The following is a 21,144-nucleotide window of genomic DNA, read 5'->3' on the forward strand; positions in this document are numbered from 1 at the left end:
CGTCATTGGGGTGCAGATGCGCGTAATCGCCGGGGCGGTGCCCCATCCGCATCAGGGCCAGATTGGCGATCACCTCATTGGCGTTCATGTTGGTGGAGGTGCCGGCCCCGCCCTGGATCATGTCCACGCTGAAATGCGCATGATGCTGCCCGGCGATGATCTCTGCACAGGCGGCGGTGATCGCAGCGGCCTTGTCGGGCGTCAGCCCGCCGGTTTCTGCATTGGCGCGGGCGGCGGCGGATTTCACCATCGCAAGGGCCCGCACCAGCGCCGGGAAATGCGACAGCGGCACGCCGGTGATCGGGAAATTCTGCCGTGCCCGTTCTGTCTGGATGCCGTGCAGGTTGTCTGCGGGCAGGTCCAGCTGCCCGATCGTGTCTCGTTCCGCGCGGGTTGCGTGCATTGTCTCACCGTTTTTCTGTTGGGAATGCCGCCGCCAGCTTAGCCGTACCTGCACGCGGACCAAAGATGCTGTTTCCACCGCAGGGCTTAGGGGCAGGCAAAGCGGGTGCGCATCTGGCTAAGGCGCTGAAAATGCTGGAGTATTAAAGATTAGGCAAAGACTAACATTTGCTGAGGGAGTCAATTCTTAATGCGGCCCCCGGGCCTTCCTATGCTGGATCAAACGACACACGGCAGACGGGGAGGCGCAAGTGCCCGCAAACAAGACAGATGCGATTGATGTGCGCAGCGCGGTCAAACGCTACGGGGACTTCACCGCCCTCAAGCGCATTTCGCTGACCATAAGGGACAACGAGTTCTTCACCCTGCTGGGGCCGTCGGGCTGCGGCAAGACCACGCTGTTGCGGATGATCGCCGGGTTCGAGGATGTGACCGAGGGCGAGATCCTGCTGTTCGGCGACGGGATCGCAAGCCTGCCGCCGCACCAGCGGCCGGTGAACACGGTGTTCCAGAACTATGCGCTGTTTCCGCATATGACCATTCTGGACAACGTGGCCTTTGGCCTGGAGATGCGCGGCAAGTCCAAAGCTGCCGCCCGCGAACGCGCGGCGGAGATGCTGGAGCTGGTCCAGCTGTCGCAATTCGCTGCCCGCAAACCGTCCCAGCTCTCAGGCGGCCAGCAGCAGCGTGTGGCGCTGGCGCGTGCGCTGGCGCCACAACCAAAAGTCCTGCTGCTGGACGAGCCGCTGTCGGCGCTGGATCTGAAGCTGCGCAAGCAGATGCAGCTGGAGCTGAAGCACCTGCAGCGGGAAACCGGGATCACCTTCATTTTCGTGACCCACGACCAGGAAGAGGCGCTGACCATGTCCGACCGCATCGCGGTGATGTCGGCGGGCGAGCTGCAGCAATTAGGCACCCCAACCGAGATATATGAACGGCCGCGCAATATGTTCGTGGCGGATTTCATTGGTGAGACCAACCTTTTGGAGGTGTCGGTGGATCAGGTCATGAACGGCCGCGCGACCTGCCATCTGGGCGGCGGCCATGCGCTGACCTGCAATTCGGTCGACGGTATCGGCGCAGGCGACAAGGTGCATATGTCCGTGCGGCCTGAGCGGCTGTTCATGTCCGACGTGCCGGTGGAGGCCGAAAGCCTCAAGGGCCGGGTCGCCGAAAACATATTCGTGGGCACCGACATCAGCACGCTGGTCGATCTGGCCGAGGGGCCGCAGTTCATCGTGCGGACCTCCAATTCCGACCGCGGCAACAAGCGGATCTTTGAGCCGGGCAGCGAGATTTTCGTCAACATGGAGCTGGGGGCCGGGCGCCTCCTGATGGACTGATGGCAGCAGGCGCAGCAACCGGCGGCTCAGTCCGCGCAGACATATACAAGGACGCCCGCGGCTGGCTGCTTCTGCCGTCCTGGGCGGTGCTTGGCATCTTTGTGCTGGGGCCCGTCTGCATGATGCTGGTCTATTCCTTCCTGACCAAGGAATTCCGCGGCGGGGTGATCTGGGAGTTCTCCCTCGCGGCCTATGACCAGTTCTTCTTTGACCGCGGGCTGTTCGGGGATGAGCCGCCCACCATCGAGTGGACCTATATCGCTATCTTCTGGCGCTCTATCTGGCAGGCCGGGGCGGCGACGCTCCTCAGCCTCCTGATCGGCTTTCCGACCGCCTATTTCATCGCCACGCGGCCGGAACATATCCGCCCCGTCTGGGTGTTTTTGATCACCATTCCCTATTGGGTGAACCTGCTGATCCGCACCGTTTCGATGAAATTCCTTTTGCGCGATCAGGGGCCGCTGAATGACTTCCTGACCGGCACCGGGCTGATCGACAGCCCGATCCATATCATCAACACCAACTTTGCGGTGCAGCTGGGGCTGTTCTACTCCTACCTGCCGTTCATGGTGCTGCCGATCTATGCCGCGGTGGAGCGCTATAACTTCTCGCTGTCTGAGGCGGCGGCGGACCTTTACGCCAGCAAATGGACAACCCTGCGCCGGATCGTGCTGCCCGCGGTGAAACCGGGCGTGGTGGCGGGCTGCATCCTGGTGTTCGTGCCGTCAATGGGCTCCTTCCTGGCGCCGGATCTTCTGGGCGGGGCCAAAAACTTCATGATCGGATCGCTGATCGAGGAGCAGTTCAAGGGCAACGCAGGCAACTGGCCGTTCGGGGCCGCCGCCTCGATGATCCTGCTGACCATGGTGCTGATCATCCTGCTGTTTTCCGCCCGCCAGCAGGCCAAAGCAGACAAGGCAGGGGGCTGAGCCATGGCGTATGTGAACGAGAATATCAAAACGTACAAAGGCTTCCGCGCGATCACCCTGTTGTGCCTGGTGGTGCTGTATGCCCCCCTGGTGATTGTCACCATCTACAGCTTCAACGCCTCCCAATCCATCACCAACTGGGAAGGTCTGTCGTTGCGCTGGTACGCCGATGTGTTCACCGGGCCGGAAAGCGCCAAGTTCAAGACCGCGGCCTTTAACAGCTTCACCATCGCGATCATGGCGGCCACCGCCAGCACGATGATTGCCACATTGGCAGCCACCGCCATGGTGCGCGGCGGCCAGTTCAAACTGCGCACCGTGTCATTCGGCCTGATCAGCCTGCCGCTGATGGTGCCGGAGATCGTGACCGCGGTGGCCACGCTGATCTTTTTCAACGCCATCGGCTTCACCCGCGGCTATCTGACCATCCTGGTCGCGCATATCGCCTTTTGCATCCCGTTTGCCTACCTGCCGATCTCGGCCCGGATGCAGGGGATCGAGGACAGCTTTGAGCAGGCGGCGATGGACCTTTACGCCACCCGGCGGCAGGCCTTCACCCGGATCCTGATGCCCCTGATGGCGCCCGGCATCATCTCGGGCTTCCTGTTGGCCTTTATCGTCTCGCTAGACGACTTCATCATCACCAATTTCGTCAAGGGCGCGGGGGTCGAGACCCTGCCCACCGCGATCTTCGGCTCAGTCAAGCAGGGCATCAAACCCAACATCATGGCGATCTCGACCATGCTGCTGAGCGTCTCAATCGTGATGGTCACCATCAGCTACTTCGTCAGCAAATCCGACAGCAACAAATGATCCAACACGGGAGGACCCCCATGAAAACCCTGCTGAAATCCAGCGCCGCCGCGCTTGCGCTGAGCCTGGCCGCCAATGCCGCCGCCGCCGAGGGCAAGCTGGTGCTGTACCACTGGTTCGAATACATGCCGCAGGAGCTTTTGGAGAAGTTCACCGCCGAGACCGGCATCGAGGTGACGATGGACACCTATGACTCCAATGAATCCATGCTGGCGACGCTGAAGGCGGGCGGCATGGGCACCTATGACCTGGCTGTGCCGGGCGATTACATGGTCAAGATCATGGCCGGCGAGGGCCTGTTGGACACCATCGGCGAGGGCGAGCTGGCCAACAAGGGCAACATCGCGCCGGAATGGGCCGATCCCGGCTTTGATCCGGGCCGGGCGCATTCCATTCCCTACCAGTGGGGCTCAACCGCCTTTGCGGTGAACCGCGACATCTATGGCGGCGATATCCTGACCACCGCCATCCTGTTCGATCCCCCGGAGGAGCTGTCGGGCAAGATCAACGTGCTGGACAGCCAGGGTGAGATGATGGCGCTGGGATCGCTGCATCTGGGCATCCCGCAGTGCTCCGATGACCGCGAACAGCTGAAGGCGCTGAACGCGATGCTGCAGGGGGCCAAGCAGCATTGGGCCTCCTTCAACTCCGACACCGCCAAGGAGGTGCTGGTCTCCGGCGATGCAGCCGCAGGGATGATCTATGACGGCTTTGCCGCCAAGGCGCGGGCGGAAGGCGCCAATGTGGAATATGCTTTCCCCAAGGAGGGCTATGTGGTCTGGATGGACAATGTGGTGCTGCTGAAGGATGCGCCGAACCGTGAGAACGCGCTGAAATTCATGGATTTCCTGCTGGAGCCTGAGAACATCGCGGCGGTTACCAACTATGCCCAGTACAATGCGGGCGTGGCCGGAACCGGGGATTACCTCGACGCGAACCTGGCCGCCTTGCCGGAACGCAACCCGCCTGCGGCAGCGGGCGAGGGCGTGTTCATCGAAGTCTGCGGCCAGCAGACGCAGGCGGTTTACGACCAGATCTGGACCAATCTCAAGAAGTGACCGGGCAAGCGAGGGGGCTGTCTGCCCCCTCCGGGCTCTGCCCGTTCGGTCCTGAAACCGTCCCCCGGACGGTTTCCACCACGGACCTCACCCCCGAGGATATTTTCAGCCAGATGAATAAAGGATCTTGCTGTTCAGGGGGGTAAGGCCAGCCGGGCCGCAATTCATGCTGCCGGTGGCCCAGGCGGCCCGCCGCGCTATGTGATGGCGCAGCTATGGGTTGCTCCGCCCGGGCATATGCGCTGCCCGGGCAGGCCTGTGGCGGGACGGGGCCGGCAGCGGTCCGCGTCCGTTGCACGGGCTAACGCGGGGCAATGCGCCATGAAGACCAGCGTCCGGAATGTGATTGTGCTTGGCGGTACAGGGTTTCTCGGCCAGCGGGTGGTGCGCCGTCTGCAGGACCGCGGCTGCCCGGTCAGCGCCGGGACGCGGGCTCCGGGCGCCGCCGCCTCCTATCGCAGCAGCTGGGACAGCGGGGTCGGGCTGGTTCGTGTGGATCTTGCGGACCCGGACGTGCTGGCGCGGGCGCTGGAGGGGGCCTCCGCCGTGGTCAATTGCATCGGGTTTTATGCCGAGACCCGCCAGCAGAGCTTTCAGGATGTTCATGCCGAGGCCGCCCGCCGGATTGCCCGGCTGGCGCGCGACAGCGGGGTGCAGCGGCTGGTCCACATTTCCGGGATCGGCGCCAGCCTGCAATCGCCGTCGGCCTATGTGCGCGCCCGCGCCGAGGGCGAGGCCGCGGTGCGCAGCGTCTGCCCCGGAGCCATCATCCTGCGGCCCAGCGTGATGTTCAGCCGCAGCGGCGCCTTTTTCGGTGACCTGCAAAAGATCGTCGATCACCTGCCGGTGATCCCGCTGTTCGGCAACGGGCGCACGCGGCTGCAGCCGGTCTGGGCCGGCGATGTGGCCGAAGCCGTGTGCCGGATCCTGGATGGCGCCCGCGTGCCCCGCAAGGTGTTTGAACTGGGCGGGCCGGATGTCTTTACCTACCGGGAAATCCTGCGGCGGCTGGCGGCCCGCTCAGGCCGCAGGCGCCTGCTGCTGCCGGTGCCCTTTGCGCTGTGGCGGGCAGGGGCGGCGCCGCTGTCGCTGCTGCCGCGGCCGCCGGTGACCCAGGCGCAGATCGCGCTGATGGAGCACGACAATACCGCGGGCGAGACAATGGCGGGATTTGCCGATCTCGGGATCACCCCCCAGTCCGCCATTGCCATGGGGCTGGTCTGAGACGGGGCGGTCAAACCCTTTCACTTAAACGGATTTCCCCGCACCGGACCTGTTGTCCGGCGCGGGGAGAGGGTCAGGCGAAGCTGACGCCGTTCAGGATCATCGGCAGCTCAGTGACCCGCGGGCCGTTCGCCGCGATGGCATTGGCCAGCGCCGGAGCGGCGGGCGGGGTGCCGGGCTCGCCCACGCCGGTGGGCATCTCGGCAGAGGGCACGATATGCACCTCGATGGCGCCGATATCGCCGATCCGCAGCGGCTCGTAGTCCGGGAAGTTGAACTGGTCCACGACGCCCTCGGTCAGGGTGATCTCGTTGCGCATCGCGTGGCCCAGGCCATAGCCGATGCCGCCCTCCATCTGCGCCTTGACCACGTCCGGGTTGACCGCGATGCCGCAGTCCACCGCGCAGGTGACCTTCTCGATCTTCACGCCGTCATCGGCAGTGCCGGAAATCTCCACCAGCTCGGCCACATAGCTGCCAAAGCTTTTATGGACGGCGATGCCCTGGCTGCGGCCCTCCGGCGCGCTGCTCCAGCCGCCCTTGTCCGCGGCCAGTTTCAGCACCCCCGCCAAGCGCTGCTGATCGGCGCCGCCGCCCTCCAGCAGGGCAAGGCGGAACGCCACCGGGTCGCGGCCCGCGGCGCGGGCGGCTTCGTCCAGCATCACCTCCATCACATAGGCCGTATGGGTGTGCCCGACCGAGCGCCACCACAGCACCGGGGTTGCCTTGGCCACATCGCTGAGGCCGGTGAACTGCCCCGGGATCCGGTAGGGGGTGTCTGCCGCCCCCTCGACCGAGCTGTGATCGACGCCGCCGTGCACCATCATGCTCTCAAACGCGGTGCCTTTCAGGATCGACTGCGCGGCGATGCGGTGGTCCCAGCCGGTGATATTGCCCTCCGCGTCCAGACCAACCCGCACCCGGTGCGCAACGGCGGGGCGGTAATAGCCGCCGGTGATGTCATCCTCGCGCGACCAGACCAGTTTAACCGGGCGCGAGCGGTCGGTGAGGGCAAAGGCCAGCGCCGCCTCCACCTGGTAATCCGCCGTCGGCGTGGCGCGGCGGCCGAAGGAGCCGCCGGCAAACATCGTGCTGATGCGGACCTTGTCCATCGGCAGCTGGAAGATCTGCGCCATCGCCATATGCGGGCCGGAGGGGAACTGGCAGCCGTCGTGCAGGGTGACGCCGCCGTCAGCGTCGGCCTCAATGGTGCAGGTGAGCGGCTCCATCGGCGCGTGCGCCAGCAGCGGGAAGTAGAAGGTCTGCTCCACCACCTTCGCGGCCCCTGCGATCTGCTCTGTGGTGGCGGCGTGGTCCGCGCCGGTCACGTTGTATTCCGGCTCCGCGTTCACGGCGGCCAGCAGCTCCTCGCGGATCTGGTCCGAGCTGCGGTGTTCGGCGTTTGAGAAATCCCAGTCCACGGTGATCGCGTCGCGGGCCTGGAACGCGGCCCAGGTGTCCTCGGCATAGACCGCGACGCCTGCCTGGTTGGGCAGCACGGCGGCGCGGATGTAGCCTTTGACCGTCTTGGCGCCGGCATCGTCGAACCCGTTGGCCAGCCCGCCCATCCGCGGGCTGCGGATGATCACTGCAACCATCTGGTCCGGCAGATGCATGTCCATGGCAAACTTCGCGGTGCCGTTGGTCTTGGGCAGCGAGTCCTTGCGCTTGACCTGCGGGTTGCCGATCAGGCGGAATTCGCTGGGGTCTTTCAGCCGCGGTTCTGCCGGGGCCTCCATCTGCGCGGCGGCGGCGACAAACTCTGCCAGCGGCGCCTCCTGGCCTGCGCCCTTGAGGATACCGTCCTCCAGCGTCAGCTCTGCGGCGTCCGCGCCCCAGGCTTCGGCAGCGGCCCTGATCAGCATCTCGCGCGCGGCGGCCCCGGCCTGGCGGTACTGCATAAAGGAATTGGCCATCGCGGTGGAGCCGCCGGTGCCCTGCATCTGCCCGAACGCCAAGTTGGCATAGCGCGAGGCATCGGAGGGCGCGAATTCGTATTGAATGTCCTCCATCGACACGCCCAGCTCCTCGGCGATCAGGGTGGTGAGGCCGGTGGCCGGGCCCTGGCCCTTCTCGAAATGCTTGACGATGGCGGTGACGGTGCCGTCTGCGCCGATCTTCACAAAGGGGTTCAGCTGCGCAGGCGCGGAGCCAGCGGCCAGCGCGCCGTTCGGACGGACGCCGACATAAAGAACCGCAGCAGCGGCGGCAGCGGACGTGAGGAAGCCGCGGCGGGAGGTGGTGAGAGTCATATCAGGCCTCCATCATCTGGGATGCGCGCTGGATCGCGGCGCGGATGCGCTGGTAGGTGGCGCAGCGGCAGACGTTGCCGTTCATGTAATCGTCGATCTCCTCAACCGTCGGCTTGGGGTTTTCGCTCAGCAGGCCCACGGCGGACATGATCTGGCCCGACTGGCAGTAGCCGCACTGCACCACGTCCAGTTCGACCCAAGCGTCCTGCGCGGCCTTGGAAGCCTTGGACTCCAGCCCTTCGATGGTGGTGATCTCGGCGCCTTCCACGTCTTCGACATAAGTCTGGCAGGAGCGCACGGGTTCGCCGTCCAGATGCACGGTGCAAGCGCCGCAGGCGGCTACGCCGCAGCCGAACTTGGTGCCGGTGAGCTTCAGCTCATCGCGGATCACCCACAACAGCGGTGTTCCGGGTTCGGCCTCGACCTGATGCGTCTGGCCGTTGAGTTTCAATGATATTGCCATGGCTATGGGGCCTCCCCTTGGCTGGAATTTTTGGGTCAGGAATTTTCGAAGTCTGCGAAGGCATCCGCGTAATCGGGATGCCAGCGCGACAGGGCCGGGCGGTTTTCCAGAATGTCGCCCAGGGCCCAGGCGACCCGGCGCCGGTCGCGTTCGGGCGTGACGTCGTTGTCGGGGCAGAGAATGTAGAAATCACCCGCCGCCATGCGGGACAGCAAGTGATCGACGGTCTGCCCGGAGGTCCAGGCAGAGGCGGGTTTTTCCGGCATGAAGCTGGCGATCATGCCGGTATAGGTGAAGCCGGGCACGAACAGATGCGCGGTGATGGGCGCCCCGGCCTGGCGCAGGTCGTGGGCCAGCATCTCCGTCAGCACCTTCACGCCCGCCTTGGAGACATTGTAGCCCGGGTTGCCCGGCGGCGTGGTGATGCCCTGTTTGGAGCCGGTGTTGACCACTACCGCAGGGCGCGCGGCGGCGATCATCCGGGGCAGGAAGGCCTGGACGCCGTTCAATACGCCAAAGAGGTTCACCTCGATCATCGCGCGCCAGGCGTCAGGGTCCTCCCAGCTGCCGGAGGGGCGGGCGATGCCTGCGTTGTTCATCAGCACCGCCACCTCGCCCGCGTCAAAGGCCGCATCGGCCAACGCCTGAACCGCCACTGCGTCGCTGACATCTGTGGGAACGGCCAGAACCGGCGCGCCGGCCTTTGCCTGGCTGCGCAGCGTCTCTGCCGCCTGGTCCAGCGCCTCGCCCGGCAGGTCGGCCAGGACCACCCCCAGCCCGGCCTGGGCAAAGCGTTCGGCGGCTGCAAAGCCAACCCCGCTGGCGCCGCCGGTCACCACCGCCACGCCGCCTGCTGCAACTGCGTCTTTGTACATGAAATGTCCTCCCGGAAGCGTTGTGCCGCCTGGGCTTGCATCGGCCCCGGCTTTCTTGGTTGCAGCAAAGGTAGGGCGGGCCGGGCGGATTGCCTTGCCTGATCCTCCGGATGATCTGCCTGATCCTCCGGCGCGCCGGGAATTACGGTTCTTTCGCCGCCGCCGCCCGCCTATATTCAGGGCGAAGAGGAGGACCGCCCATGGTGCCGCAGGATCTGATCGACGACGTTGCCGCCTTTGTCCGCGCCAGGGGCACGCCGGAGGACGGCTGCGAGACCGGGGTGGAGGGGCTGCTGGCCTTTTGCCGTGAGACCCCGACCGCGTTTCAGACGATGGTCTATGAACCCGTCATGTGCCTGGTGCTGCAGGGCGCCAAAGAGGCGCATCTGGACGACCGGGTGATCCGCTATGGCGCGGGCATGTCGCTGATCGTCAGCCATGCGCTGCCGGTGACGGCCGGGGTGATCGACGCTGCGCCGGACAAGCCCTATGTCTCACTGGTGCTGCGTCTGGATCTGGCCACGGCGCGCAGCCTCTATGATGAGGCCGGCGCGGCGCAGGGGCAGCAGCGGGGCACGCATTCGATGAGCGTGGCGGACAGCGATGCGGCGCTGACCGATGCGATGGCGCGGCTGTTCCGTCTGTCGCAGGACCCGGCCGAGGTGCAGGCGCTGGCGCCCCTGGTGCTGCGGGAGATCCATTTCCGCCTGCTGCGCGCCCAGCACGGCGGGATGCTGCGGCAGCTGCTGCTGCACGAAAGCCCGGCCAGCCGGATTTCCAAGGCGATTGCGCTGATCCGCTCCGGCTACAAGGCGCCGATTGCGGTGGCCGATCTGGCCGCCGCGGCGGGGATGAGCCAGTCGACCTTTCATGAGCATTTCAAGTCGCTCACCTCGACTACGCCGCTGCAGTACCAGAAGGAGCTGCGCCTGCTGGAGGCGCGCCGCCTGCTGATGAGCGGCGGCAAGTCGGTGGCGTCGGCGGCCTATGACGTGGGCTATGAAAGCCCGACCCAGTTCAGCCGGGAATACGCCCGCAAGTTCGGCATCCCGCCGCGGGATGAAAAGCCGGCGCCAGCGGAAGCATCTTAGAGGCAGCTCGAAATGATGATCCGCCCGGCCGAAAGACCGGGCAGCGCCCGTCCCGCTCCCACGGGGCGGGCGCTTCGCTTCCCACCCCGCCGAGACGGGCGCTGCCCTTAGTGTTTCGTTTCGCCGTATCCATTCTTCACCCAGGGCCGCTCCTGCCCGCGCGCCTCGCGGAGGGTCCGGCCATAAAGCCCGCTGTAGGACCGCCCCAGCGACGACGCCGAGGAAAACCCGCAGCGCAGTGCGATCTGTTCCAGGCTCAGATGGGTTTCCTCTGACAAATAGCGGGCATGCTGAAGCCGCAGCATCTTGTAGTATTTGCCCGGCGTCATCCCCAACTCGCGCTGAAACGCCCGCGCCAGGGTGCGCTCCGACAGCGACACGCGCTTGGCCAGTGCTGCCGTGCTCAGCGGGGTTTCGATGGTTTCCGCCATCAGGTTCGCCGCCTTCAGCACCTTGGGCGAGCCCTTCTGCTCCAGCCGCGCGGCGCCGCGGTTCAGCTCTGACTGGCGCGACGGGTCATAGACAAACATGGTGGAGGCGCCAAAGGCGGCCGCGGAGCCATAGAGGTCCTGAATGAGGCTCAGCATCATGTCGAGCGCGGTGCTGGCGCCGCCGCAGGTGAGGAACGGCCCTGAGCGCACAAACCGCGCGGTGGAAACCTCGACCTTGGGGAAGGTCTCGGTAAAGGCCTCCAGTTCCTGCCAGTGTATTGTCGCGGTATGGCCGTCCAGCACGCCAGCGGCGGCCAGCAGCCAGGCGGCGGTATCCAGCGCCAGCACCCGCTCTGCCCGCCGCACCGCGCTGCGCAGCCGGGTCAGCAGCGCAGGCGTCACCTGTTCGCGCACGTGGTAGCCCGCAACCAGCACCAGGGTGCGGTTGCCCTGATCCTCGCTGAACGCCCCGTCGGGGGTGATCTGCAGGCCGCTGGAGCTGGTGACGGGCGCGCCATCCAGGGTGCTGACCCGCCAGCCGGCGACCTCCTGGCCGGAGTTCATCCGCACATCGCGCAGCGGCTCCATGGCGCTGGCCAGCACCATGTTGGAAAACCCGTCGAACAGCAGGAAATCGAAGATTGGCGGCGATTTTGGCTGCATCTGTATAGTATATGACCGAAACTGTATAAACGTAAGGTCAACTCCTACGCTAATCACGCCTTAAGTCAAGCCTCTTGACGATCCGCTCACGACGCCCGCTCTCTAGCCACTGAGATTTCCATGACAACCGCGCCCCTTCTCTGGCAGCCGGATCTTTCGGCGCGCCGCAACCCTCTGATGTCCGATTTTCTGGCGCAGGCCAGGGCCGCCTCCGGTGCGGGGGTGGAGACATATGCCGATCTGCACGCCTGGTCGGTCTCCCGGCCAGAGGAGTTCTGGCCGCTGGCCTGGGACTTTTGCGGGCTGGAAGGGGAAAAGGGCGCGGTGCCGCTACTGGCGGATGCCGACCCGATGCAGGTGCGCTTCTTTCCCGAAGCGCGGCTGAACATCGCTGACACCTTCCTGAAGAATGCCGACGGACGCGAAGCCATTGTTTTCATTGGCGAGGACGGCCGCCGCATGGTCTGGACCCGCGCCGAGCTGAAGCGCGAGGTGGAAATGCTCGCCGCCGCCCTGCGGGACGCCGGGATTGAAGCGGGCGATCACGTTGCAGGCTATGTGCCGAACATGCCGCAGACCGTGGCGGCGATGCTGGCCACGGCGTCGCTGGGGGCGGTCTGGTCCTGCTGTGCGCCGGAAAGCGGGCCGGATGTTGTTGTCGACCGGTTCGGCCAGATCGCGCCCAAGCTGATGTTTGCCGCCGACGGCTATTTCTACAACGGCAAGACGTTTGAGACCCGGGCCGCGATTGCCGAAGTTGCCGCCCGCGTGCCGTCGGTCCGGCAGATCGTGGTCTGGCCCTATGCGGGCGATGCCGCGAACCTGCCGGAGAGCATGACCGCCTATGAGGCGTTCAAACAGGCGGACGCCCCGGCACTGGACTGCCGTCCGATGGGCTTTCGCGACCCGCTCTATGTGATGTTTTCCTCCGGCACTACCGGCAAGCCCAAGTGTATCGAGCATTCCGGTGGCGGCACCCTCTTGCGGATGCTGGTGGAGCAGCAGCTGCACTGCGACCTGCAGCCGGGCGACCGGATGTTCTATTACACCACTTGCAATTGGATGATGTGGAACTGGCAGGTGGCGGCGCTGGCCTCTGAGGCGGTGATCGTGCTGTTTGACGGCAACCCGATGTATCCCGGCATCCGCCGCCTGTTTGACCTGGCCGAGGCCGAGATGGTCACCCATTTCGGTATTTCCGCCAAATACATAGACGCCTCGCAAAAGCGCCGGAACCGTCCGGTGGAGAGCCACGATCTGAGCGCCTTGCGGGTGCTGCTGTCCACCGGCTCGCCGCTGTCGCCGGAGGGCTTTGCCCATGTCTATGCCGACTGGAAAGCGGATGTGCAGCTGGCCTCGATCTGCGGCGGCACCGATATTCTGGGCTGTTTCATTGGCGGCTGCCCGCTGCTGCCGGTCCATCAGGGAGAGATCCAGGCGCCGGTGCTGGGGCTGGATGTGGCGACCCTGAACGATCAGGGCGAACCGGTGGAGGGCGTCGCGGGCGAGCTGGTTTGCCGCAACGCGCATCCGTCGATGCCGGTGCGGTTCCTGAATGACCCCGGCAATGCCCGCTATCGCGCCAGCTATTTCGAGACCTATCCGAACATCTGGCGGCAGGGCGATTACACTATCCGCACGGAGCACGGCGGCTATGTGGTGCTGGGCCGCTCAGACGCGACGCTGAACCCCGGCGGCGTGCGGATCGGCACGGCAGAGATCTACCGGCAGCTCGACAAGATCGGCGAGGTCGCGGATGCGGTGGTTGTCGGCCAGAACCTCGACAACGACGTGCGGGTGGTTCTGTTTGTGATTCCCGCCGAGGGCGCAGCGCTGAACGATGTTCTAACCAACCGGATCAAAACGGAAATCCGCAAGAACGCCTCGCCGCGGCATGTGCCCGCCAAGATCATCGCCGTCGCTGACATCCCGCGCACCAAGTCCGGCAAGACCGCCGAGCTGGCGGTGCGCGATGTTGTGAACAACCAGCCTGTCCGCAACCTCTCCGGCCTCGCCAACCCGCAGGCGCTGGCGCTGTTTGCGGATCACCCCGAATTGCAAGCTTAACCTCAAAGGAGCGAGACCATGCCCCTGACCATGAACCGAGACGTTTTCATCACCGCCGCCGTGACCGGCTCTGGCGGCACCCAGGATAAATCCCCCCACGTGCCGCGCTCGCCCAAGCAGATTGCGGAGTCCGCGATTGCTGCCGCCAAGGCCGGGGCGGCGGTAGTGCACTGCCATGTGCGCGACCCGGAAACCGGCGCGCCGTCGCGGAAACTTGAGCTTTACCGGGAGCTTACCGACCGCATCCGCGATTCCGAGGTGGACGTGGTGCTGAACCTGACCGCGGGCATGGGCGGCGATATTGTGTTCGGCTCGACGGAAAACCCGCTGCCGGTCAACGAAGCGGCGACCGACATGATCGGCGCGACCGAACGCATGGCCCATATCGCCGAATGCCTGCCGGAGATTTGCACCCTCGACTGCGGCACCATGAACTTTGCCGAGGCGGATTACGTGATGACCAACACGCCCGGAATGCTGCGGGCGATGGGCCGGATGATGACCGATCTGGGTGTGAAGCCGGAGATCGAAGCCTTTGACACCGGCCATCTGTGGTTTGCCAAGCAATTGGTAAAAGAGGGAATTCTGCAACCGAACGCGCTGGTGCAGCTGTGTATGGGGGTGCCGTGGGGGGCGCCGAATGACCTCAACACTTTCATGGCGATGGTCAACAACGTGCCGTCGGACTGGACCTGGTCGGCGTTCTCCCTTGGCCGGGACCAGATGCCGTACGCGGCGCAGTCGGTTCTGGCGGGTGGCAATGTGCGCGTGGGGCTGGAAGACAACCTGTTCCTGGACAAGGGCGTGCTGGCGACCAATGCGCAGCTGGTGGAGCGCGCGGCGGGGGTGATCGAGGGCATGGGCGCCCGGATCATCGGCCCGGAGGCGGTCCGTGAAAAGCTGGGCCTGACCAAGCGCGCGCCGGTGGCGAAGTAAGCGGGGCAGGGAGTGGCATGCGTGCACCGCCTGTACACCCCCTGTGCACCGCTGCGCTGCGGCAAAAGGGGTAGATTGGGGGCTGGCCCCCAAACCCCCAGGATATTTTCGGCCAGAAGAAGAGCCGGGCGTTTTGTAAAGGACATCAGATGAAAACAGCAGCAATCATCGGCGGCGGCGTGATCGGGGGCGGCTGGGCCGCGCGGTTCCTGCTCAACGGCTGGAAGGTGCGGGTGTTCGACCCGGACCCGGAAGCGGAGCGCAAGATCGGCGAAGTGCTGGCCAATGCCCGCCGCTCGCTGCCCTCGCTTTATGACAAGGCGCTGCCGGCCGAGGGCGAACTGACCTTCCATTCGGAGATGGCGGAAGCGGTGGCAAATGCGGCCTGGGTTCAGGAAAGCGTGCCGGAGCGGCTGGACTTGAAACACAAGATCCACGCGCAGGTCCAGGCGCACGCGCCGGAAAGCGCGGTGATCGGCTCGTCTACCAGCGGTTTCAAGCCGTCGGAGCTGAACGCCGAGGGGGCCCGCGTTGTAGTCGCGCATCCGTTCAACCCGGTTTACCTGCTGCCGCTGGTCGAGCTGGTGGGGGATGCGGAGACCTGCGCGCAGGCCTCTGGCCTGCTGCGCGAAGTGGGGATGTACCCGCTGACCGTGCGCAAGGAGATCGACGCGCATATTGCCGACCGTCTGCTGGAGGCGGTCTGGCGCGAGGGGCTGTGGCTGATCAAGGACGGCATCTGCACCACCGAGGAACTGGATGAATCGATCCGCATGGGCTTTGGCCTGCGGTGGGCGCAGATGGGATTGTTCGAGACCTACCGGATTGCCGGCGGCGAGGCGGGCATGAAGCATTTTATGGCGCAGTTCGGCCCGGCCCTGAAATGGCCCTGGACCAAACTGATGGATGTGCCGGAGTTCACCGGGGAGCTGGTGGATCTGATCGCGGGCCAGTCGGATGCGCAATCGGGCCACATGCCGATCCGCGCGCTGGAGCGGCTGCGGGATGACAACCTGGTCGGCATGATGCGGGCGCTGAAGAAATCCGGCAGCGGCGCTGGCGGTGTGATCAACAGCCATGAGGCCACGCTGCCCGTGCCGGACGCGGTGGAGCTGCCGGTTACTGTCAGCCGCCCGGTGCCGCAGAGCTGGACCGATTACAACGGCCACATGAACGAGGCGCATTACACCGAGGCCTCAGCCCAGGCGACCGACCGGTTCATGGAGATGATCGGCTGCGATGCGGCGTACATTGCCGCGGGCGGCAGCTATTTCACCGTCGAGAACCACGTGCGCTTTCTGGATGAGCTGCACGAGGGCGATGCGCTGAAAGTAACCACCCAGGTGCTGACGGGCGAAGGCAAGAAGATGCATCTGTTTCACCGCCTGTCCGGCCCCGAGGGCACGCTGGCAGCGACCGTGGAAACCCTGCTCTTGCACATGGACCTGAACGCGCGCGGCACCTCGCTGCCGTCGCCGGAGGTGGCGGACAAGCTGGCCTCCTATGCCGCGGCCCATGCCGGGCTGCCGCTGCCGGAGGGCGCCGGGCGCCACGTCGGCCAGCGCGGATGATTTGGAAACCGGCGGCGTGCGGGCTGCCGGTTTTCCTTTGCGGGCCGGGCATCCTCCCCGATCCGGCCCGCAATTTTTGAACTGCGGCCGCAGGGGACGGCCGGAATTTGGCAGCCCGGTCAGCCGGGCAGCCCCCGCGGCGGAGGATCCCCGGGGGCATCGGAACAGGGTCAAGGGAGGACCAAATGTCTGAGAGCAATTCCAACAGCCACCTGGTGGCGAAGTCCGGTTTTTTCGCCGGTCTTCACCCGGGGATGGGCACGGCGGCGAAGGGGATGATCGCGTTTTTCGTCATCTTCACCGTTTTGAACGTGGATCTGGCGGGCGGCCTGTACAAGTCGGTGCGTGCCTGGATCGAAGGCTGGTTCAGCTGGTATTACATTTCGCTGCTGATCGGCATCATGTTTTTCTGTTTCTGGCTGATGGCCTCGAAGTTCGGCAAGCTGCGGCTGGGCGACGACGACTCGCGCCCCGAGTTCGGCAACTTCAGCTGGTTTGCGATGCTGTTCTCGGCCGGGATCGGGGTTGGCATCCTGTTCTTCGGCGTGGCTGAGCCGATCTTCTATTTCGACAACTCCGGTGCCTTCGGCTATCCGAACAACCCGCATGCCGATATGGCGGGCCACACGGAGATGGACATGCTGCGCGCCCGGGATGCGATGCGGGTGGCCTTCTTCCACTGGGGCTTCCATGGCTGGGCGCTGTATGTGCTGGTCGGGCTGTGCCTGGCCTATTTCGGGTTCCGCAAGAAGCTGCCGCTGACCATGCGCTCGACGCTGTACCCGATCCTGGGCGAGCGGATCTATGGCCCCTGGGGGCATCTGGTGGATCTGCTGGCGGTGTTCGGCTCTGTCTTCGGGATTGCCACCTCGCTGGGGCTGGGGTCCACCCAGATTGCCACCGGGCTGAACGTGCTGTTCGGGCTGGAGGTGACGCTGACGCTGAAGATCGTGCTGATCGTGATCGTGTCGGTCATTGCCACGGCCTCGACCGTCTCTGGCGTGGCGCGTGGAATCCGGCTGATTTCCGAGTGGAACATCTGGCTGTCGATCGCGCTGCTGCTGGCCTTTGTGGTGATGGGGCCGGGGCAGTGGCTGATGGCGTTCTTCATCACTTCGCTGGGGGACTACCTGTGGAACTTCATTCCGATGGGGTTCTGGACCGCGACCGAAGCGCCGGATGTCGCCTGGCAGGGCGGCTGGACCATCTTCTATTGGGGCTGGTGGATCGCCTGGGCGCCGCTGGTGGGCATTTTCATCGCCCGCATTTCCTATGGCCGCACCATCCGCGCGTTCATGGTCGGGGTGCTGTGCGTGCCGACCGTGGCGGTGTTCTTCTGGCTGTGCATCTTCGGCGGCACCGCGATCTGGCAGGAAATGCACATGGCGGGCGGCCCGGCGGCTGACGGCGGCGCGGGCGTCATTGCCACCGTCCGCAACTGGGAACTGCCCGGGGCGCTTTACGGCACCATTGCCAATATCGGCCAGACGTCCTGGATGGGCGATATGAGCTGGACCGCCTGGCCGCTGTCGCTGCTGGCGACGGTGCTGCTGGTCAGCTGGTTCGTGACCTCGGCGGATTCCGGCACGCTGGTGATCACCACCATGCTGTCGATGGGCGACGAGAACCCGCCGAACAAGTTCCGCGTCATCTGGGGGGCCGGGATTGGCGCGACCGCCATCGCGCTGCTGATGTCGGGCGGGCTGAGCGCGCTGCAGACGGCGCTGATTGCGACCGCCTTTCCGATCTCCTTCCTGCTCATCGCGATGGTCTGGGGCCTGTGCAAATCGCTGCGCGAGGATCCCTCGGTCGCGCCGATCAAAGCGGAGCCGGTGGCAACGCCGGATGGCACCCATCTGACGCAGGATCTGACCGCCTAAGGCGGATCCCCATGCTGAACGGAAATGCGCCGGGCCTTTGAAGGGCCCGGCGCAGGCGTTTTGTCAGAGCTTGATCACCGCCATCTTGTCCTGGGTCATGTCATGCATGGTGTAGCCGATGCCGCCGGTGTTGTAGCCGGACTGGCGGCGGCCGGCGAAGGGCATCCAGTCGACGCGGAAGGCAGTGTGGTCGTTGACCATGACGGCGGTGGCATCCAGCCCGCGCACCGCCTGCATCGCGGTGTTCAGGTTTTGGGTGAAGACCGCAGCCTGGAAGGCATAGGGCAGGCTGTTGGCAGTCCCGATGGCCTGCGGGATGCTGTCCGTGCTGTAGACGCAGATCACCGGGCCGAAAATTTCCTGCTGCGAGACACGGGCGTCCGCGGGCGGGTCCAGCAGCACGGTGGCGGCATAGGTGGTCTCGCCCAGCCGCTTGCCGCCGGCCAGCACCCTGGCACCGCCGTCGACGGCTTCCTTCACCCACTCCTCGACCCGGTCGACTTCGGCGGGGCGGATCAGCGGGCCGCAATCGACGCTGGGGTCGGTGGCGTCGCCCACTTTCAATGCCTGTGCCGCCTCTGCCAGTTTCTGCGCGATCTCTTCGGCCTTTGCGGCGGGGGCAAACACCCGCTGGACCGAGACGCAGACCTGGCCCGAGTGGTAGAAACCGCCCTTGGCCAAGAGCGGGATCATCGAGTCGATCTGTGCGTCCTCGGCCACGATCACTGGCGCGGCACCGCCATGTTCCAGGGCGCAGCGGGTGCCGGGGGCGAGCTTGGAGCGCAGCATCCAGCCGACGCGGGCGGAGCCGATGAAGGAGAAGAAGCCCACGCGCGGGTCGGTGATCATCATCTCCGCCACCGTGTTGGAGCAGACCACATCGCGGCACCAGTCCTGCGGCAGCCCGGCCTCGTGCAGGATGCCGACAAAGGCCTGGCAGGACAGCGGCGTGTCCTGCGCGGGCTTGACGATCACCGGGCAGCCGGTGGCGACGGCGGGCGCGACCTGATGCACGATCAGGTTCAGCGGGTGGTTGAAGGCACTGGCGGCCACCACCACGCCGGTCGGCTCGCGCTGGGTAAAGGCGATGCGGCCTGATCCGGCCTCGGTCAGGTCCATCGGGATTTCGGTGCCCGTCATCTGGCCGATCTCATGCACGCAGAGTTCGACCCCGTCGATGGCGCGTTTGACCTCCACCTTGGCGTCGACCAGCGGTTTGCCACCCTCGCTGGCGATCAGCAGGGCGAGCTCGTCAAAGCGGTCCTCCATCAGCCGGGCGGTTTTCCTGAGGATCTCTATGCGCTGGTAGGCGGGCAGCCAGGCATCGCGGTTGCGGAACAGCCCGTGTGCGGTGTCCAGCATCGCGTCGATCCGGTCCCAATCGCTGGTCTCGACCGTGCCGATGCGTTCCAGGCTGAACGGGTTCACGACGTCTACGGCATTGGTCATATCAGGCACACCTTGTCGGCCAGTTCCTCGATCAGCACGCGCTGGTTTTCGCTGTAGTCGACCGGCACGTCGATCAGATGCACGCCGCCTGCGTCAAAGGCCTTGCGGAACGTGGGCAGCAGGTCTTCAGTGCGCTCGATCCGGTGGCCGGTGGCGCCGTAGCTGCCGGCGTACTGGACAAAATCGGGGTTGTTGAACTCCAGCCCCCAGTCGCCGAAGCCGGCGTGCGCCTGTTTCCAGCGGATCATGCCATAGGCGCTGTCGTTCAGCACCGTCACCACCAGATTGAGGCCAAGGCGGACAGCGGTTTCCAGCTCCTGGCTGTTCATCATAAAGCCGCCGTCGCCGCAGATCGCCATCACCCGGCGGTCCGGGTTCAGCTTGGCCGCCATCATCGCCGAGGACAGCCCTGCGCCCATAGTCGCCAGCGCGTTGTCCAGCAAAACGGTGTTGGGCTGATAGGCCTTGTAGTTGCGGGCGTACCACAGCTTGTAGATGCCATTGTCCAGCGCGATGATGTCGCATTCGTCCATCACCTTGCGGGTGTCGGCCACCAGCCGCTGCGGGATCACCGGGAAGCGCCCGTCATCGGCGCCTTCGGAGATATGTTCGTCGGTCTCCCGCTTGACGCGCTCAAAATAGCTGCGGTCGAAATCCAGCGGGCCGCCCAGGATCTTGCCCAGCCGGGTGATGGATTGGGCCAGATCGCCAACCACCTCCAGCTGCGGGAAATAGACCCGGTCGACCTGCGCCGCCTTGTAATTCACATGGATCACCTTGGTGCCGCCTTCCTCCATGAAGAAGGGCGGTTTTTCGACCACGTCGTGGCCGACGTTGATGATCAGGTCGGCGCGGTCGATGGCGCAGTGCAGATAGTCGCCGTCCGACAGCGCCGCAGTGCCCAGGAACAGGTCAGAGCGTTCGTCGACCACGCCCTTGCCCATCTGGGTGTTGAAGAAAGGGATCTGGATCAGGTCGGTGAAATCGCAGAGCGCGGAGCGGGCCTTGCGCCGGTTGGCGCCCGCCCCGACCAGCAGCAGCGGCATCTTGGCACTGCGGATCATTTCCGCTGCCTCGTTCAGCACCTCGTCGCCCGCCACCGCGTAATGGCGCGGGTGGGGCTGCAGGACAGAGGTGTCGGTTTCCTCGGCCGCGATATCCTCAGGCAGTTCCAGCAGCACGGCGCCGGGGCGTTCCTCCTCGGCGGTGCGGAAAGCCTCGCGGATCAGCGACGGGATGGTGTTGCCGTGCACGATCTGCTTGGACATCTTGCAGATCGGGTCGAACAGGTTGACGATGTCGATGATCTGGAACTGGCCCTGTTTCGACTTCTTGATCGGCTTTTGCCCGGTGATCATGATCAGCGGCATCGCCCCCAGGTGGGCATAGGCGGCGGCGGTGGCCAGGTTGGTGGCGCCGGGGCCAAGCGTTGCCATGCACACCCCCGCCTTGCCGGTCAGGCGGCCATAGGTCGCCGCCATGAAGCCCGCGCCCTGCTCGTGGCGGGTCAGCACCAGTTCGATGCTGGAGGTGCGCAGGGATTCCAGCAGGTCGAGGTTCTCCTCGCCGGGGACGGCAAAGATGTACTCGACGCCTTCCCTCTCCAGCGCGGCAACAAGCAGATCGGAGGCTTTGGACGGAGCTGAAGCGGAGGGATGAGTGTCGGGCATGGGGGCTCCTGTTGGTTAAAAGGTCTTG

Annotated in this window: 17 protein-coding genes; 10 read left to right on the plus strand and 7 right to left on the minus strand. The window is 65.2% G+C overall.

Translation table 11 applies throughout. From position 1 onward, the window contains the following. Positions 1–403, minus strand: a 403-nt coding sequence (locus ACTRWG_RS17710; RefSeq protein ID WP_462829711.1) for a lyase family protein, incomplete at its 3' end; no start/stop codon positions are given. Between the two features lie 250 nt (positions 404–653). Between ACTRWG_RS17710 and ACTRWG_RS17715 the strand changes: the two genes are divergently transcribed. The 5 genes from ACTRWG_RS17715 (at position 654) to ACTRWG_RS17735 (ending at position 5,769) form a co-directional block, all read left to right on the plus strand. After that, on the plus strand, positions 654–1,745 hold the full coding sequence (locus tag ACTRWG_RS17715) for an ABC transporter ATP-binding protein (RefSeq protein WP_462829712.1): 1,092 nt from the start codon (positions 654–656) through the stop codon (positions 1,743–1,745). Further along, entirely contained in the window at positions 1,745–2,674 is a 930-nt protein-coding gene (locus ACTRWG_RS17720) for an ABC transporter permease (RefSeq protein ID WP_462829713.1), read from the plus strand. The genes ACTRWG_RS17715 and ACTRWG_RS17720 overlap by 1 nt, the downstream gene beginning before the upstream one ends. 3 nt (positions 2,675–2,677) lie before the next feature. Next, a complete protein-coding gene (locus ACTRWG_RS17725; RefSeq protein WP_027233979.1) occupies positions 2,678–3,487 on the plus strand; it encodes an ABC transporter permease in 810 nt (269 codons plus the stop codon). Positions 3,488–3,507: 20 nt separating this feature from the next. Next, positions 3,508–4,545, plus strand: coding sequence for an extracellular solute-binding protein (locus tag ACTRWG_RS17730; protein WP_462829714.1), 1,038 nt, complete (start codon positions 3,508–3,510; stop codon positions 4,543–4,545). A gap of 321 nt (positions 4,546–4,866) precedes the next feature. Continuing rightward, positions 4,867–5,769 carry a complex I NDUFA9 subunit family protein gene (locus tag ACTRWG_RS17735; protein ID WP_462829715.1) on the plus strand — a complete coding sequence of 301 codons (903 nt, stop codon included), beginning with the start codon at positions 4,867–4,869 and terminating at the stop codon, positions 5,767–5,769. A 73-nt stretch (positions 5,770–5,842) separates the two neighbouring features. On the opposite strand, the gene ACTRWG_RS17740 is transcribed toward ACTRWG_RS17735, so the two are convergent. Genes ACTRWG_RS17740 through ACTRWG_RS17750 form a run of 3 tightly spaced genes read right to left on the minus strand, consistent with a single transcriptional unit; the run spans position 5,843 to position 9,358 of the window. Continuing rightward, positions 5,843–8,020: a xanthine dehydrogenase family protein molybdopterin-binding subunit gene (locus ACTRWG_RS17740; RefSeq protein WP_027233982.1), complete on the minus strand. Its 2,178-nt coding sequence runs from the start codon at positions 8,018–8,020 to the stop codon at positions 5,843–5,845. A gap of 1 nt (position 8,021) precedes the next feature. Continuing rightward, positions 8,022–8,483, minus strand: coding sequence for a (2Fe-2S)-binding protein (locus ACTRWG_RS17745; protein WP_462829716.1), 462 nt, complete (start codon positions 8,481–8,483; stop codon positions 8,022–8,024). 35 nt (positions 8,484–8,518) lie between these two features. Further along, positions 8,519–9,358 (minus strand): SDR family NAD(P)-dependent oxidoreductase, encoded by an 840-nt coding sequence (locus ACTRWG_RS17750; protein WP_462829717.1) that lies wholly within the window; start codon positions 9,356–9,358, stop codon positions 8,519–8,521. A gap of 200 nt (positions 9,359–9,558) precedes the next feature. Here ACTRWG_RS17750 and ACTRWG_RS17755 point away from each other — a divergent pair, with 200 nt between their 5' ends. Next, complete coding sequence (locus tag ACTRWG_RS17755) at positions 9,559–10,449, plus strand: AraC family transcriptional regulator (RefSeq protein WP_259973050.1); 891 nt, start codon at positions 9,559–9,561, stop codon at positions 10,447–10,449. A 107-nt stretch (positions 10,450–10,556) separates the two neighbouring features. On the opposite strand, the gene ACTRWG_RS17760 is transcribed toward ACTRWG_RS17755, so the two are convergent. After that, positions 10,557–11,543: a GlxA family transcriptional regulator gene (locus ACTRWG_RS17760; RefSeq protein ID WP_462829718.1), complete on the minus strand. Its 987-nt coding sequence runs from the start codon at positions 11,541–11,543 to the stop codon at positions 10,557–10,559. Positions 11,544–11,663: 120 nt separating this feature from the next. Here ACTRWG_RS17760 and ACTRWG_RS17765 point away from each other — a divergent pair, with 120 nt between their 5' ends. From ACTRWG_RS17765 to ACTRWG_RS17780, 4 genes are all read left to right on the plus strand, one after another. Next, positions 11,664–13,610 carry an acetoacetate--CoA ligase gene (locus ACTRWG_RS17765; RefSeq protein ID WP_462829719.1) on the plus strand — a complete coding sequence of 649 codons (1,947 nt, stop codon included), beginning with the start codon at positions 11,664–11,666 and terminating at the stop codon, positions 13,608–13,610. Positions 13,611–13,628: 18 nt separating this feature from the next. Continuing rightward, entirely contained in the window at positions 13,629–14,546 is a 918-nt protein-coding gene (bcoG, locus tag ACTRWG_RS17770) for a 3-dehydrocarnitine:acetyl-CoA trimethylamine transferase BcoG (protein WP_027233988.1), read from the plus strand. A 149-nt stretch (positions 14,547–14,695) separates the two neighbouring features. Next, positions 14,696–16,117 carry a carnitine 3-dehydrogenase gene (locus ACTRWG_RS17775; protein WP_027233989.1) on the plus strand — a complete coding sequence of 474 codons (1,422 nt, stop codon included), beginning with the start codon at positions 14,696–14,698 and terminating at the stop codon, positions 16,115–16,117. Positions 16,118–16,302: 185 nt separating this feature from the next. Continuing rightward, complete coding sequence (locus tag ACTRWG_RS17780; protein WP_462829720.1) at positions 16,303–17,997, plus strand: BCCT family transporter; 1,695 nt, start codon at positions 16,303–16,305, stop codon at positions 17,995–17,997. 63 nt (positions 17,998–18,060) lie between these two features. Here ACTRWG_RS17780 and ACTRWG_RS17785 read toward each other — a convergent pair whose 3' ends face one another. Continuing rightward, positions 18,061–19,446, minus strand: a complete 1,386-nt coding sequence (locus tag ACTRWG_RS17785) for an aldehyde dehydrogenase family protein (protein WP_462829721.1) — start codon at positions 19,444–19,446, stop codon at positions 18,061–18,063. Beyond that, positions 19,443–21,116, minus strand: a complete 1,674-nt coding sequence (locus tag ACTRWG_RS17790) for an acetolactate synthase large subunit (RefSeq protein WP_259959718.1) — start codon at positions 21,114–21,116, stop codon at positions 19,443–19,445. Before ACTRWG_RS17790 ends, ACTRWG_RS17785 begins: the two co-directional genes overlap by 4 nt. Positions 21,117–21,144 lie beyond the last annotated feature (28 nt).

It is taken from the genome of Leisingera sp. G5_S3_59_S7 (assembly GCF_054968485.1).

Coding starts and splice junctions, on each gene's coding strand:
- ACTRWG_RS17785 (WP_462829721.1), bottom strand. CDS start 19,446: ATGACCAATGCCGTAGACGTCGTGAACCCGTTCAGCCTGGAACGCATC.
- ACTRWG_RS17730 (WP_462829714.1), top strand. CDS start 3,508: ATGAAAACCCTGCTGAAATCCAGCGCCGCCGCGCTTGCGCTGAGCCTG.
- ACTRWG_RS17775 (WP_027233989.1), top strand. CDS start 14,696: ATGAAAACAGCAGCAATCATCGGCGGCGGCGTGATCGGGGGCGGCTGG.
- ACTRWG_RS17760 (WP_462829718.1), bottom strand. CDS start 11,543: ATGCAGCCAAAATCGCCGCCAATCTTCGATTTCCTGCTGTTCGACGGG.
- ACTRWG_RS17780 (WP_462829720.1), top strand. CDS start 16,303: ATGTCTGAGAGCAATTCCAACAGCCACCTGGTGGCGAAGTCCGGTTTT.
- ACTRWG_RS17745 (WP_462829716.1), bottom strand. CDS start 8,483: ATGGCAATATCATTGAAACTCAACGGCCAGACGCATCAGGTCGAGGCC.
- ACTRWG_RS17725 (WP_027233979.1), top strand. CDS start 2,678: ATGGCGTATGTGAACGAGAATATCAAAACGTACAAAGGCTTCCGCGCG.
- ACTRWG_RS17735 (WP_462829715.1), top strand. CDS start 4,867: ATGAAGACCAGCGTCCGGAATGTGATTGTGCTTGGCGGTACAGGGTTT.
- ACTRWG_RS17720 (WP_462829713.1), top strand. CDS start 1,745: ATGGCAGCAGGCGCAGCAACCGGCGGCTCAGTCCGCGCAGACATATAC.
- ACTRWG_RS17755 (WP_259973050.1), top strand. CDS start 9,559: ATGGTGCCGCAGGATCTGATCGACGACGTTGCCGCCTTTGTCCGCGCC.
- ACTRWG_RS17790 (WP_259959718.1), bottom strand. CDS start 21,116: ATGCCCGACACTCATCCCTCCGCTTCAGCTCCGTCCAAAGCCTCCGAT.
- ACTRWG_RS17750 (WP_462829717.1), bottom strand. CDS start 9,358: ATGTACAAAGACGCAGTTGCAGCAGGCGGCGTGGCGGTGGTGACCGGC.
- bcoG (WP_027233988.1), top strand. CDS start 13,629: ATGCCCCTGACCATGAACCGAGACGTTTTCATCACCGCCGCCGTGACC.
- ACTRWG_RS17740 (WP_027233982.1), bottom strand. CDS start 8,020: ATGACTCTCACCACCTCCCGCCGCGGCTTCCTCACGTCCGCTGCCGCC.
- ACTRWG_RS17765 (WP_462829719.1), top strand. CDS start 11,664: ATGACAACCGCGCCCCTTCTCTGGCAGCCGGATCTTTCGGCGCGCCGC.